Source organism: Paenibacillus sp. P46E, assembly GCF_001909095.1.
Lineage (GTDB): Bacteria > Bacillota > Bacilli > Paenibacillales > Paenibacillaceae > Paenibacillus_AQ > Paenibacillus_AQ helianthi.
Window position 1 is genome coordinate 38,652 of the sequence record NZ_LVYZ01000042.1, and the last position, 13,599, is coordinate 52,250.

The 13,599-nt window shown below is 50.4% G+C and carries 8 protein-coding genes; 2 read left to right on the top strand and 6 right to left on the bottom strand.

The window, feature by feature from the left end:
* Positions 1 to 22: 22 nt before the first annotated feature.
* Together A3849_RS15060 and cymR are read right to left on the bottom strand one after the other, a co-directional pair.
* Positions 23 to 1,066 (bottom strand): hypothetical protein, encoded by a 1,044-nt coding sequence (locus A3849_RS15060; protein ID WP_218619239.1) that lies wholly within the window; start codon positions 1,064 to 1,066, stop codon positions 23 to 25.
* Between the two features lie 588 nt (positions 1,067 to 1,654).
* Positions 1,655 to 2,074, bottom strand: a complete 420-nt coding sequence (gene cymR / locus A3849_RS15065) for a cysteine metabolism transcriptional regulator CymR (protein WP_074112161.1) — start codon at positions 2,072 to 2,074, stop codon at positions 1,655 to 1,657.
* Positions 2,075 to 2,387: 313 nt separating this feature from the next.
* On the opposite strand from cymR, the gene mnmA reads away from it, so the two are divergent.
* On the top strand, positions 2,388 to 3,506 hold the full coding sequence (gene mnmA, locus A3849_RS15070; protein ID WP_074112162.1) for a tRNA 2-thiouridine(34) synthase MnmA: 1,119 nt from the start codon (positions 2,388 to 2,390) through the stop codon (positions 3,504 to 3,506).
* Between the two features lie 120 nt (positions 3,507 to 3,626).
* Here the strand turns inward: mnmA and A3849_RS15075 are convergent, their stop codons facing one another.
* From A3849_RS15075 to A3849_RS15090, 4 genes are all read right to left on the bottom strand, one after another.
* Positions 3,627 to 6,608 carry a glycoside hydrolase family 48 protein gene (locus tag A3849_RS15075; RefSeq protein WP_074112163.1) on the bottom strand — a complete coding sequence of 994 codons (2,982 nt, stop codon included), beginning with the start codon at positions 6,606 to 6,608 and terminating at the stop codon, positions 3,627 to 3,629.
* A 27-nt stretch (positions 6,609 to 6,635) separates the two neighbouring features.
* Positions 6,636 to 9,371, bottom strand: coding sequence for a glycoside hydrolase family 9 protein (locus A3849_RS15080; RefSeq protein ID WP_074112164.1), 2,736 nt, complete (start codon positions 9,369 to 9,371; stop codon positions 6,636 to 6,638).
* A 380-nt stretch (positions 9,372 to 9,751) separates the two neighbouring features.
* The gene (locus A3849_RS15085; protein WP_074112165.1) at positions 9,752 to 11,056 is read right to left on the bottom strand and encodes a replication-associated recombination protein A; all 1,305 of its coding nucleotides are present in this window, start codon (positions 11,054 to 11,056) and stop codon (positions 9,752 to 9,754) included.
* Positions 11,057 to 11,296: 240 nt separating this feature from the next.
* Entirely contained in the window at positions 11,297 to 11,578 is a 282-nt protein-coding gene (locus tag A3849_RS15090) for a CD3324 family protein (protein ID WP_074101937.1), read from the bottom strand.
* A gap of 435 nt (positions 11,579 to 12,013) precedes the next feature.
* Between A3849_RS15090 and A3849_RS15095 the strand changes: the two genes are divergently transcribed.
* Entirely contained in the window at positions 12,014 to 13,594 is a 1,581-nt protein-coding gene (locus A3849_RS15095; RefSeq protein ID WP_074112166.1) for a helix-turn-helix domain-containing protein, read from the top strand.
* Positions 13,595 to 13,599 lie beyond the last annotated feature (5 nt).

Sequence of the window (13,599 nt, forward strand, 5' to 3'; positions counted from 1 at the left end):
ATTATCAAATATCCTACCCCTACTAACCGGATAGAATATATGCCCATTCATATAGAAACTCACTTGCTGCATCCTTATTACAGAATCGGCCTTCGATTTCAAGGAACAACTCTGAATCACTAATCTGCCTGACGTCCACACCCACAGGGAATGCTGTGCCCACCACTAGCGACGCAGGAATCCCCCTTGGGAATGCGCCATTAACAAACAGTTCAGACTCACGGCAACACTTTAATGCCTCGCGTGCTCCTGAACTGAATTTTGCTTGGGCTTCCAGGCTAGATCGGGTTAGAGGCCGGGAACTTGTCCAGTCTTCTACCGGCAAAGGCGTGAGGCCTGTCATCATGCCGATAGCTCCCGATTCGTGTGTCAGACGCCAGCATTTAGACATACAGACAGTATTGCCCTCAGCCACTTCACCTGAGCGGTGCAGCAACGACAGAAGGACAGAAGTTGCCTTTTCCTTCAACGAGTTTTTTTCCGTATTCACAACATGATTCAGGCAAATGCGGGGGGATTCCTCACTCCATGCAAGCCGGCCGGTTTTCGAGATACGCACGGGTGACATCAAAACACATTCCGTCTCCTGTACATCTGCACCATCCTTGGCCAGCATACGTTGCCGTTCCACGTAACTGTGGTAAAGTTGACGGCCCTGGATCATCTCATAAATAGCTGATTCTATCATTCCTGAATAAGCCAGTCTGACCAAACGGCTAATAACCTCTAGCGAATATTCATCTGCAAGCGCATGATGAGCCGATAGATAAATTTTAGAATAGTTTTTAGTTCTGACTATGCTAACCGCGATTAAAGCCGCACCAGACCGTACAGCAAACTGTGCAAAACGCAGAGCTTCCTCATCCGTAGCTTGAGCCTCAGCAATGGTTATATAGGGGGCAATTTTCTCTCCCCATCCCGAGATCAACAGCTTGCGTAATATTTCTTGATCAACATTCACCTCATCTTTCAAACATATGGCAGTAGAGACCTCAGGAGACACTCCACTATAAGAAGCAATTGCAACAACAGCTTTGGCTTCCGCACTTAACGGCATATCCAACATAACTTTGCTCATCCGTGTTCATCACCCTATCAAAAGAATGAAATGATATATTACACGTTGCAGTTGAACTCAGATCATTGAATTTTATTCCATGAAAAAAATGCATGACAAATCAAACTATCAGCGCTGGATGCCAAAGTTTCTTATGTAAATATTCGTTGAATTATGTAATTTCAAAGCGGATAAACCGTTTCATTTCCGTTGTTTTAAGAATTTTAAAAATTCAATTTTTTTAATAAATAGAATTAGTTATATCTTTATACCAATATAATCCATAATCCTTTCTTCGTTTTAGATCTTAGCACATATTTTTACATATGTCACTCTTAATTGTATATAAAATACTTTTTTGCTTTTTTCAGATAATTATTTAAATTTTAGTATTTTTTTAAAATTTCGGATTAGCGCTAATTCGGCATCTATGAAGTCAATCTTTTGCCCGATCCCCTCCGTTACCAAGACTGGACCTTGTCCAAATTCAAGATACACAGGTTCAAGCGGGTCCCCTAAAAGTTGCCTCATTTTCAGACATAAAAGGAGCGCTTAACCCTATAATTTCAAAGGTTCAGCGCTCCTTTTATTCACCCTCTAAATGTAAAACATGTAGTTGTCTGCATGACTTTCTTCTTTAAAGTTGATCAGATCGGACAAGGTTGTGGAATCCAGCACATCAGCGATGCTGTCGCGGATGCGCAGCCAGAGGTCGCGCTTCGCCGGGTCGTCCTCTTCAGTGAAATCCACGGGTGAAATAGGTCCTTCCAGCACGCGGATGATGTCTCCGGCGGTGATGGTGCCGGATTCACGGGACAAAATATATCCGCCGTAGGCTCCGCGGATACTCTTCACCAGTCCCGCGTTGCGCAGCGGTGCGATCAGCTGCTCCAGGTAATGCTCGGATAGTCCGTTTTTCTCGGCAATGCTCTTAAGGGATGTGGGACCTTCGCCAAATTTCAGGGCAAGCTCCATCATAATGGTTAATCCATAGCGTCCTTTTGTCGATATTTTCAAAGGTGCACCTCTTTCGGTTTAGTTGCTGGCGTTAGTTAATCAAATCGTTGCATCACATGAGAAATGTCATATCAACGTATTCCGATGTTTGCTCTCAGCTTATGTTATCATATCCTTGGACACATTTGGAGCGGAAACCGTAATTTTTTGCAAGAATGTTCGCCAGTGGTGGACAAGTTGTCAAATATTCCGTCAGATCTGCTACAATTTGCAGTTGGCTAATACAATCTGGGGTAGACAGGTATGTTATAATACACATTGAACCGGGTTCTGCAACCTACCGGTATTTTTTGCATAGAAAATGGTGATTTCGATGACAAAGGCAAATCAGGATACACGTGTCGTTGTCGGCATGTCGGGAGGCGTCGATTCCTCCGTTACGGCACTTCTGCTCAAGCAGCAGGGCTATGACGTCATCGGCATCTTCATGAAGAACTGGGACGACACCGACGAATTCGGCGTATGCACAGCCGAGACCGACGCCGAGGATGTCCGCCGCGTATGTGAGCAGATTGATATTCCTTACTATACCGTTAATTTCGAGAAGGAATACTTTGATAAAGTCTTTTCCTATTTCCTCGATGAATATAAGGCTGGGCGGACACCCAATCCGGATGTCATGTGCAACCGCGAGATCAAGTTTGGGGAATTCCTCAACAAGGCGCTTCAGCTTGGTGCGGATTATGTTGCCACAGGCCACTATGCACGGGTCATTGAAGAAGACGGTGTCTTCAAGCTACTGCGCGGCGTGGACAATAACAAGGATCAGACCTATTTCCTGAATGCGCTGAATCAATATCAGCTCTCCAAGGCCATGTTCCCGATCGGACATCTGCCGAAGCCTGAGGTGCGCCGGATTGCCGAGGAAGCCGGTCTCTACACCGCGAAGAAAAAAGACAGCACCGGCGTCTGCTTCATCGGCGAACGCAATTTCCGCGAATTCCTCAGCCAGTACCTGCCGGCTCAATCCGGTGACATGGTGGATATCGCCACCGGCGAAGTCAAAGGCCGGCATGATGGACTCATGTACTATACACTGGGCCAGCGGCAGGGTCTTGGCATCGGAGGTTCCGGTACAGGAGAACCCTGGTTCGTCGCCGAGAAGGATCTGGAACGCAACATTCTATATGTAGTTCAAGGAGACAAGCACCACAGTCTGTACTCGACAAGTCTGATAGCTTCCGGTGTGAATTGGATCGAAGCAGGCACACTCGGCACCGCCCCGGTGAAGTGTACCGCGAAGTTCCGCTACCGCCAGCCTGATCAGGGTGTAACCCTGACCGCGCGTGAAGACGGTACGGTACATGTAGCTTTCGATGTGCCGCAGAAGGCAATTACACCAGGACAGGCTGTAGTATTCTACCTTAATGAGAAGTGCCTGGGCGGTGGGATTATCGAGACTGCCGAGAAGGTGGTACCGCAGCCGCATTGATGATATAGCCGTATGCAAAAGAACCTTCAAAACCACAGAACTGTGGGTTGAAGGTTCTTTTGCATAATTTCACTTGAATACGTGCTTACTCTTCATCCTTCTATCGGGATTCCAGTCCAATTATGGCTGGAGCCCCCATACCAATACACCATTCAAATACAGCGGCACCCGGTTCCATTCGGTATAGGCCGTTTTGGTTGGATCGTAAGAATAATCTCCTGTCTCATTGTAATTGCTCCAGTCCGTTTTGTTGATCCGCAGCTGAATCTCCCCGGTGTTCGCACCGGGTGCCAGGCTGCCGGCTGCCGAACTGAATGAAATCTCCACGTAATAATCCGCTCCGGCTACAGCAGGAACAAGCTTCACGAAGTTGCCCTGCACATTGCCATTGCCTACCGTGGCATAATCCACATTGAACTGCTGGGCCTTTTCCCCGTCAATGGTGTAATAATAACGAAGCTTGAGTTTGCTGAGATCAACCGCTGTAGTTCCGTTATTGATGATCCGCAGTTGTGGACGGAACTGTGAGTCGCCGGCATTCGTATCCGTAGTGCGGTACTGTACCACCAAATCCCCCACTGTCGGTACAGGCACAGCTACAGGTTTGGCAGAGACTTCCGGAGAATCCGGGCTGGTCCCCACTTCGTTAGTGGCGCTCACTACATAATAATAGGTTGTATCATTAAGCACATTAATATCGTTATAGGTGGCCTGAGTGACAACACTAAGCGTAGTGTAAGGTCCGCCGCTCGTGGTTGACCGCTTAACCGTATAGCTGTCTGTGCCTGTCACCTTGTTCCAGCTAAGTGCAACCTTTTTGTCGCCGGCTACTGCCGCTGGTTTGGATGGGGCTTTGGGTATAGTGGGTTCCACATTGCCATTGTTGATCAGACGGTCATATTCGGCATAGGCGGTGGCCATATCCACCTGTGACCAGAACCGGTGATAGGTGAATTCAGGGGCTCCATTCTCCCATTTCTTGGTTACTGGATTGTAGGAGCTGTTATATTTCGATTGCAGATAACTCCATTTTGGATCATTTTTGATGGCAGGAAGTACATCCGTATAACTTGCGTATACTCCATTTCCGCCTTTGGCCGGATCGGAGACTACGGTAGAACTGCCCGGTATGGTGTTTCCCTGTCCAAAAGTACCCGTCCAGCCCGCAGGGAAATACACTTCTTTGGTGAAATAGCGGGAATAATCAGCCCGGTTCTCTACTGTAGTGATACCCACTCCGTCATTATAGCTCCATGCTGTATCCAGTAGTGATTTGGCCAGCTGTGAAGCCGTTACGCCAAGCGCAGTATTGCTGCCATGCTCTGCCTTATTGCCGGCAGCAAAGAACGTAAGCGCTTTAATATAGCTGCCCAGCACGCCTGTATCCTGGCCCGGATTCTTGGTGACGGCCTTCAAATTGCTGTTGCCGCTGAAATTACTGAAGCCGTTCCAGGTATTCGGCTGTCCTTGCCACTCCACATTGCCCGGAATCCAGAACTCACCGGGTGCGGATACGGTAGCCACTTGCGGGTCAGCACCGCCCAGAATTCGTTGTCCTTGTTTGTTCAGATAAAAGCCCTCTGAATCAGTCACCGGGCGGCTGCCGGCAAAAACATAATCGGTGGACCAGTCGATCCATTTCTCTACGACGCGTTTGGCCATTTGGAAATTAGCCGAAGTGGTATCTCCGCTGGAAGCCAGAATGTAATACAGTTCTGCTACACGCTCTACACTCCATGCCTGCATTCCGAACCAATTGTTGGACGGAGGATCATGGTAGACGGGAGCCTCATCATAGGCCATGCCATAAAATGTGCTTGTACCGGCTGGATATGCGCTGTATGAGCCCTTATAGCTGTTAGTGGCTCCACCCGCTATTGCCCCTTCGGATGATTGCAGCCAATTGTAGAATTCCAGCTGGCGGGTCAACGATTTACTCCAATCCTGTCCCGCCGTTGCCGAAGCGGGGACCAGGCCCCCGGCCGGATCAGAAAGGGCATACGCAGTAACTACGTTCTGGTAGCCCTGATGTGTATGGCTGGCGCCAATTCTCCACGCCCAGTTTCCATTTGCACCCAGGCCGCCGCCCCATGCAGTATACCAGGCCATCAGATAATGGCTGGCATCCTTGCCGGTTCCGGCTTCAGGCGTACCGTCTGCCGCACTACCGATCTTTTGAAAATACTTGTCGTACATGCCGTAGCGCAGATAATCGCCCATTTTCTTGGCTTTGTTCAAATAAACCGGATTGTTATAGCCAAGCTCTTTAGCCCAGTACATAGCCTGTACAGCACGCGCGTCAGCGTCCGTCGCATCGGTGTACCGCCACTGCGCCGAAGGAACATTGCTTTCTTTGGTGAATAGGCTCATGAAGCCTTCATTGGTTTTGCCGAATGATTTGTCATCCTGAGACGGATGCGGGACTGCTTCCCACACGGATTCCTGCTCGCCCCGCTGAAAAGTATTCACATAAGCGGCTGTATGCGAAGGATTCAGTAAATTTCCGAACCCGTACCAGTTGTCCACGTCTACAAGCCAGTGCATCAGATAGGTCTGATTGTTGCCATAAGTAGACTTTAGTTCGGTATCCAGCGGATCTTTACCCGCGACGTATTTGCCGTTCAGCGGGCTTGGATATTGGTCCGGCTGCCCGAACTCGGAGGCGTAAGTCGCCGGACTATTCGGGTTGTAGTTGCTCATTGTCGGTTGTTCCTGTACACCATCGCCTTCATTCACAGGTATGATGTATTTCTCCATGTTATCCCAGGCAGCTTCCAGCTTGCTCCAGTCCCCGGTATGATAGCCATACAACACTTCAAGCCACATCCAGTAGCTGTAGGCCTCCGAGGTAGTCATATGCCCATAATTAGGCGCTTCGCTGAGCAAGGTCTCTACCGAATGATACGGGACGCCCTCAGCTGAGAAATAGCCGTTTGCCGGGTTTTTCAGTTGGGCGTAAAGTTGCAGAAACCGCGTCTGTTCCACCGAAGCAGCCTTTGCTGTTGCGGGTCTGAAATTAAAGGTACCGGTCATAAGGGTGAGAATCAGGACTGCAGCCATGGCCAAGGAAATAGGTTTCCTGATTGAACTTAGCTTTATCATTTCGGCATGCTCCCTCTCTGGATCAATTTATGGTTCCAATCCCCATACCAATTTCCCTTCTTGGTGAAGCGTGACTTTATCCCAATCTGCGAAGGTCTGCTGGGTTCCGCCATAGGAATAATCATTGCTCTCATTGTAGGCTGTCCAATCTGTCTTGTTGAAGCGCACCTGGATTTCACCGGTATCCGCACCTGGAGCAAGATTTCCGGCACCTGCAGTAAAAGAAATCTCCACATAAGAATCTGCCGTCGCGCCAGGAACAGCCAGCTTCGTAAAGCTGCCGCTTAGATTCCCGCTGCCAAGGACAGCATAGTCACAGTGAAATTCCTGCGGCTTGTCTCCATCAACGGTGTAATAGTAACGGAGCTTCAATCCGCTAAGTGCTACCGCCTGGGTTCCCGTATTCACAATCCGGAACTGGCTGCGGATCTGCGAATCCCCGGGATTCGTATCATTCGTGCGGTATTGCACCCGCAGATCTCCCTTGGCAGGTATCGGAGTCTCACGCGGCCGGGCAGAGGCCTGTGAGGATGCTGTGCCCTCCCCTACTGCATTTGAAGCGGTTACAACATAATAATAATCCACTCCATTTACCAGCCCGCTGTCACTGTAGGCTGTTCCTGTTACTGTTCCAACAACCGTATAAGGTCCGCCGCTGACCAGTGCACGTTTGATGCTGTACTGTGTTGCGCCGCTAACCGCATTCCAGGTCAACGAAACACTGGCATTTCCTGCGGCTGCCTGCAGTCCAGTTGGACGGCCCGGAACCTTGGGTTCGCTGGGATTACCGCCGGACGGCAGCTCTCCGTAGACCTTAACACCTGCGTCGAACACCGGAATATACGGATTCTTCACAGGAGCGGAGGCACTTGAAGCCACGCCCCGGAAGGAGAAATCATTTGTGTTATCCCAGAAAGACGTGTTCATCGGAGCACTAATCCGGAACTGGATCTCCTTGTGGTAGACCGATTGGCCACCAGGATAAACCGGGGTGCCGGTGAAGTCAATTTTCGTGTAATAAATATGATTCGCTTCGTCAAAGGGCAGCAGCGGCGAAACAGTCCCGCCCTGGTTGTAGCCTCCTGCTTTGACCGTGATATCCTCCGGTCCATACCCTGCAGCCTGAGCTTCACTTAAGTCCACATAGTAATTAAATGACATCGAGCTGCTGGAACGTGCCGGCCATCCGGAACGGTTATTGATCAGCGCCCGGATTTCCACAAAATTGCTGCCGCTCGCATTCACCGAAGTCTCGGCGAACATTTCATCCTCCCGTGTTTCCGCCGGAGGGAAGTTGCTAAGCGGCTGTTGCCCCTGCCCGTGCAAGAGCATCATTTTGGCCAAAGCGCCTGTAAAAGCTGAATTGTAATCGGTTGCAACTTCATTCGAGACATAATCGCCGATCGAATCCGTATAGCTGTCGGTCTTGGATGGTCCACCCACCAGTGCACCATACAGAACATGGCGGTGGTTGACTGGGGTAGTCTGGCTGTCGCTCCAGGAGCCATGTGAAGTCCGGTGATGCGGATGCTGCGGTGCATTACTGCCGAAGCCGATGACATAGCTGCTGCTCCGGGGATTATCACCCAGCATATAGGTCATCTGCCGTTCGGCAAACGTCCGGGCTGTATTCCGCTTAACCGGATCGGTTACCCAGTCGGCATAGACAAAGGCCAGAAACGCCTGATTTGCCGCATATCGCAGTGCCCCCCACTGGTCCAGATGGGCAAGCCCTCCTGGTGTATAGGCTACACGGTCGGTTGTCCCATTCACCCCGGTTGTCCAATACTGCATATTCCGCTCAGTAGATTGAATAAACCGGGGATCGCCTGTGATACGCGAGAGCAGCAGCTGTGCACCATAATGCTTGTCATCCCAGGACTGGGTCCACTGATAGCCCCACTGACCGGATTGATTGGTGCCCCACAAGTTGCTGGCGGCTACGGCTTTGTCCAGATAAGTCTGTTCACCAGTCGCCATATAGAGCCAAACTCCGCCCCAGCTTAATTCGTCGGCATAGCCGCTCCAGGAATTGTAATACTGCTTGGCGTCAGTGATACTATCGGAGTATACCCCACGGTACGTATCGGCAAAATTGTACAGTTGCTTCGCGTGCAGCAGCAGCTTGTCCGCATATGCCGCATCCGAGTCCCTGAAAATGATTGATGCCGATGCTAAAGCTGCAGCAGTTTCTGCCGCCAGATCTGAACCGGGATGAGCAGCATCAATCTTGTACGACGGACGCGCCATAGGCATGACCTCCGCCGGCCCCCACCAATTGTGATCTGCCGTACCGTTACCGACCTGTCCCCACAGCTCATTGGGAGCGGTATGCGCTTTCACAAAATAATCTGTTGCCCAGCGGATGTTACCAAGAATTTCATCCAGCTGGCCTGATTGCACATAACCATCCTTGTACTCATAGACTGACCATGCCAGCATCGTGGCTGTGTACGCCATAGGAAACCCGAATTTAACATGGTCTCCCGCATCATACCAGCCTCCCGTCAGATCGTGACCGACATCCGCACCGTCCTGCAGCCCGGAGTCACCTCTCCATTCCACACGGTTATTACCCGGCAGATCCCCGGATCGCTGAGCTTCATAGAAATAGATAGATTTCTGCAGTGCCTCTGCATAATTGAATCCACTTCCCTCCGCTTTGCTGACTGACGGGTGAAATGCTGCTCCTGAGACCAACGTGCATGATAGCATTACACATAAAGATAAGATTAGGCCTTGCTTCCGCTTCTTCAGGTTCATCCAAGCCCAGCTCCCTTCTTCTTCCTCATCTTACATGCCTGCTCGATCCCTTCCATCACGGACCAATACCTCCCCAGTGTCCAGACTGTAATCATGTTCATTCGCCAGATTCATCTCCCACCTCCCACGATCATGTCAGGATATGCTCATCCCATATACACATATACCATATACAGGGATTTAATTCTATATATTTACAGTAAAAAATCTCTCGAAAACAGTATTTTTTGTAAAAAATTTTCCATTTCGATCATATTTCCGCGTGTATATTCGACTTCTATCAAATCTCCACAAAAAAAACCATTCTCTTACGAAAGGCCATGCTGCCCATTTCGTAAAAGAACGGTTCTGTTCAAATATTTCCCACTTCTTGATGGACGCTACTGTCCGCGCCGCAACCCCTGATTATGGCGGATCTTTGCCTCATTCCCCTGCTCGGTAGCCTGATAGAACACCTTTCGGGCAATCGCCTTCGGCAAATATTCCTGCTTCACATAATGGCCGGGAAAATGATGCGGATACTGGTAGCCTTCATGGCCAAGCACCGATGAGCCTTTATAATGTGTATCCCTTAGATGGAGCGGCACCTCGGCGGATTTCAGTTCCTCAATACTATCCAGCGCGTTCGAAATCGCCATCACGACGGCATTCGACTTCGGGCTCTCAACGGCGAACAGAATCGCCTGAGCGATGTTCAGCCTGGCCTCCGGCCAGCCATTATTGCGGTAGGCCTCGAGAGCACTGACCGCCTGTACCATCGCCTGCGGATTGGCCAAGCCGATATCCTCGCTGCTGGCCGCAATCAGTCGCCGGATGAACGTCATCGGGTCCATGCCGAGCTTCTCCACGGCATAGAGGAACCAGAACAGAGCGGCATCACTGGAGCCGCGGATGCTCTTATGAAAAGCCGACAGAATGTCGTACTGCGTCGATTCATCGGCTTTGACAATCGGACGGCGGATGGATTCCTCCGCTACCGCAAGCGTAATATGAACGCTGCCGTCGGCCTCCGGTGCTGTTGTCATGGCAGCCAGCTCCAGTGCGTTCAGTGCGCGCCGGATGTCACCGTTGGCCATGCCCGCAATATGCTGCAGCGCTTCTTCATCCGCCTGCAGCTGCATGAATCCCAGCCCCCGCTTCTCATCAGCCAGCGCTCTGTGCATCGCAATCAGGCTATGCTCACTTGTCAGTGATTCCAGCTGAAACAGCGTGGAGCGGCTCAAAAGCGCTCCGTTTACATAATGGAAAGGGTTCTCCGTAGTCGCTCCGATAAAAACTATCGTGCCCTTCTCTACAGCAGGCAGCAGCGCATCCTGGCGGGAACTGTTAAAACGGTGTACCTCGTCCAGGAACAATATCGTCTTCGAGCCGTACAGCGATTTATTGCTCTGCGCACGCTCAATGACCTCGCGCACATCCTTTACCGATGCCTCCACCGCATTGAGACGTACAAATTCCCCTTGCGTATGATGGGATATAATATGAGCCAAGGTCGTCTTGCCGCAGCCAGGCGGGCCATAGAGCAGAATGGAAGACACCTGGTCGGCTTCAATCGCACGGCGCAGCAGCTTACCTGGTCCCACAATATGCTCCTGGCCGATATATTCATCGAGATTCTCCGGGCGCATCCGGTCTGCAAGCAGACGTCCGCCCGCGGGTTCCTCACCGAAGGAAAATAAATCCATGATTCCACTTCCTTGCTATGATCTTGTAGGCGTTATGAAGCATTACCGCTCTCTATCATACCACACGGCGGCAGCAAGCGAAGTGGAAACGGCTTCGTCGTCCTATAAAAGGACGATATCCGTTTCAGCGAGAAATAGAAGGATCATTTATAGCGTGAAATATATAAATGCTTATATTTAAATAAAAGAGCATGACCTCGCCTTCCCGGCGGGCGCCATGCTCTTTGTTCAAAGTTCAGGCTAGCGGTTCATCGCCAGCCGTGTTTTTGAAATAATCTTGCGGATGCTTTCTTCAGATAAGTGGTACCTCTGCTGCAGCTCGTTCACCGAGCAGCCGCTGCTGTGACTGCAGAAAATTTCCTCGTTGCGGCTGGCAATCTCTTGCCTGGAGCCGCTGTTCTCGCCCCATCTTACCCGCTCTTCCGTTTTCTTCGGGATGTAGAGCAGTTCACCCTGGATGTATCCCTGTAGCTCTTCGAGCAGACCCGGGGGGAGCACATCCTTTCCATTTACATAACTCACGTACCGTTTCCTCCTTCAACAGGTGTGTTCCCTTGTGTCCGATCACTGCGCTGTTCATCAGCTTCATGCCACCTGCCTCCTTTCTTCTCCTCAAATTTGGTAAAACCGTAATTTCATTATATAAAACCCTGTGGTTAGCGTCTACATTCAATGTAATGTACTTTTCATAAATGATAAGGAGGCCTCGCGGCCTCCTCGTATGCAGGCTTCCGCACTAGACGGAAACCACCTCGTATTCTGAAAACATTCCAATCAGCCTCCTTCCAGAAGTAATCTTGCCCGGCCGGACACTTATTATTAAGCCATAGGGAAGCCCCGGTTACAAGTTCAAGAATAGTTATAATCGTTCTCCACCAGAAGAAGTAAGATGTTTCCCGTTCACGGATGAAGGTATACTAAGAGCAGACCGCACATGAAAGGAGTATTCAAGCTGAGATGAGAGCAACTGACGGGCTATACAAACTCATTGGCGCCAAGCGCGTTAATGCCAATCCATCTGAGACTGGGCTTCACAAGTCAGATCAGCATACACTCCTCATAGTGATCAAAGGCAGCGGAGAAGTTGAAGCAAAGGGTTATTTGTCTGCGCTGCGTCCTTGCGATGTGCTGCTGCTGCTCCCTGGAACATCATGGAACCTGCTGGTGAGGGAGCAGCAATCCTTGGAATACTGCTCCTTCACCTTTGATGTGTATTCAGAGAATGATCAGAATACGCTTCAGCGGGGTGAGCTGGAGGCCGGTATTTATCCGCCCATACCATGGCCTGAAGCAGCACAGAGGGCCTGCACGATCTGCTCGGGCTGGCAAGAAGGTGAATGGGAGCGGATGGAATCGGCTATCCGGTTTCAGGAGCTGCTGCTTCATCTATGGCGGCCCGTAAAGAACGGGATAGTGAAAGACCATGCTTCAGCCGGGGCGATCAGCCAGTCCAAGACCTATATCGATACTCATTTCGGACATTCCTTAACCCGGGAAAAGCTTGCCCAAATGACAGGAATGAGCGTGGCCCATTACTCCCGGCTGTTCAAGAAACAGGTAGGACAAAGTCCAATGGAGTACCTGAACGCTGTCCGCATTCAGAATGCAGGTGATTTGCTGCTCCGTTCTGAAATCACACTCCGTGAAGCTGCGAACCGGGTGGGCTATCAGGATGAGTTCTATTTCAGCCGTAAATTCAAAGCAGCAACCGGTATCCCGCCAACCGTTTATGTCAAAAAACAACGCATGTCCACACAAATTGCTTCCATAGCCCATCCTTACACTTCCCACTTGCTGGCGCTGGGCTTAACGCCTTATGCGGCGCTGGTCAACCCTTCATACGGCCCTGCTTCCGGCTTGAAGAATGTAATCAGTCTAGGGCATGATCAGCCTGACATTGACAGTCTGGTCCAAGCCCGCCCAGAGTTGATTATCAGCTTCGAGCAATCGGATTACGCGGAACCGGACAAAGCTTCTTTGTTCCCTCACATTGCACCAACCTGCACTGTGCCTTTTAAAGGCGATTGGCGTGAGCATTTCCAAATGATTGCGAGAGCCGTGAACCGTCTGGAGATCGCGCAGCAGTGGCTGGCGGGGTATGAAGTGCTCGCTGAGAGACTGCGGGCAAATGTTAGGGAAAAGATAGGAGACAGGAAGGTCGCAGTAGCGCAATATGAGAAAGGCAGCTTCCGCTTGTTCGGCAGTCGTAATTTGGGTACAGTGCTCTATAACGATCTTCAGCTCTCCAGACCCCGTCAATTAATGAATGTGGATCATTCTATCATCCTTACTGCCGAACAGCTCGCGGAATGCAGCATTGACCATCTGATACTATTCACATCCTGCGACGCTCTACAGCGTACCGCGATCCATCGCTCGCTTGCCTCACAAGTGGCATGGAAGGGCCTAAAAGCCGTTCAAAAAGGACATATCTATGAAATCGGGGATTCCAGCCGCTATTCGTGCTACACCTCCTTGGCCCACGATCTATTCCTGCGCCGTTCAAGCGAATTGCTCATGAGCCAAATGTCCAGATGATGAGC

Bases quoted from the DNA above. Each gene is read 5' to 3' on its own strand.
- A3849_RS15095 (WP_074112166.1), top strand. From the start codon at position 12,014: ATGAGAGCAACTGACGGGCTATACAAACTCATTGGCGCCAAGCGCGTT.
- A3849_RS15060 (WP_218619239.1), bottom strand. From the start codon at position 1,066: ATGTTGGATATGCCGTTAAGTGCGGAAGCCAAAGCTGTTGTTGCAATT.
- mnmA (WP_074112162.1), top strand. From the start codon at position 2,388: ATGACAAAGGCAAATCAGGATACACGTGTCGTTGTCGGCATGTCGGGA.
- A3849_RS15085 (WP_074112165.1), bottom strand. From the start codon at position 11,056: ATGGATTTATTTTCCTTCGGTGAGGAACCCGCGGGCGGACGTCTGCTT.
- A3849_RS15075 (WP_074112163.1), bottom strand. From the start codon at position 6,608: ATGATAAAGCTAAGTTCAATCAGGAAACCTATTTCCTTGGCCATGGCT.
- A3849_RS15080 (WP_074112164.1), bottom strand. From the start codon at position 9,371: ATGAACCTGAAGAAGCGGAAGCAAGGCCTAATCTTATCTTTATGTGTA.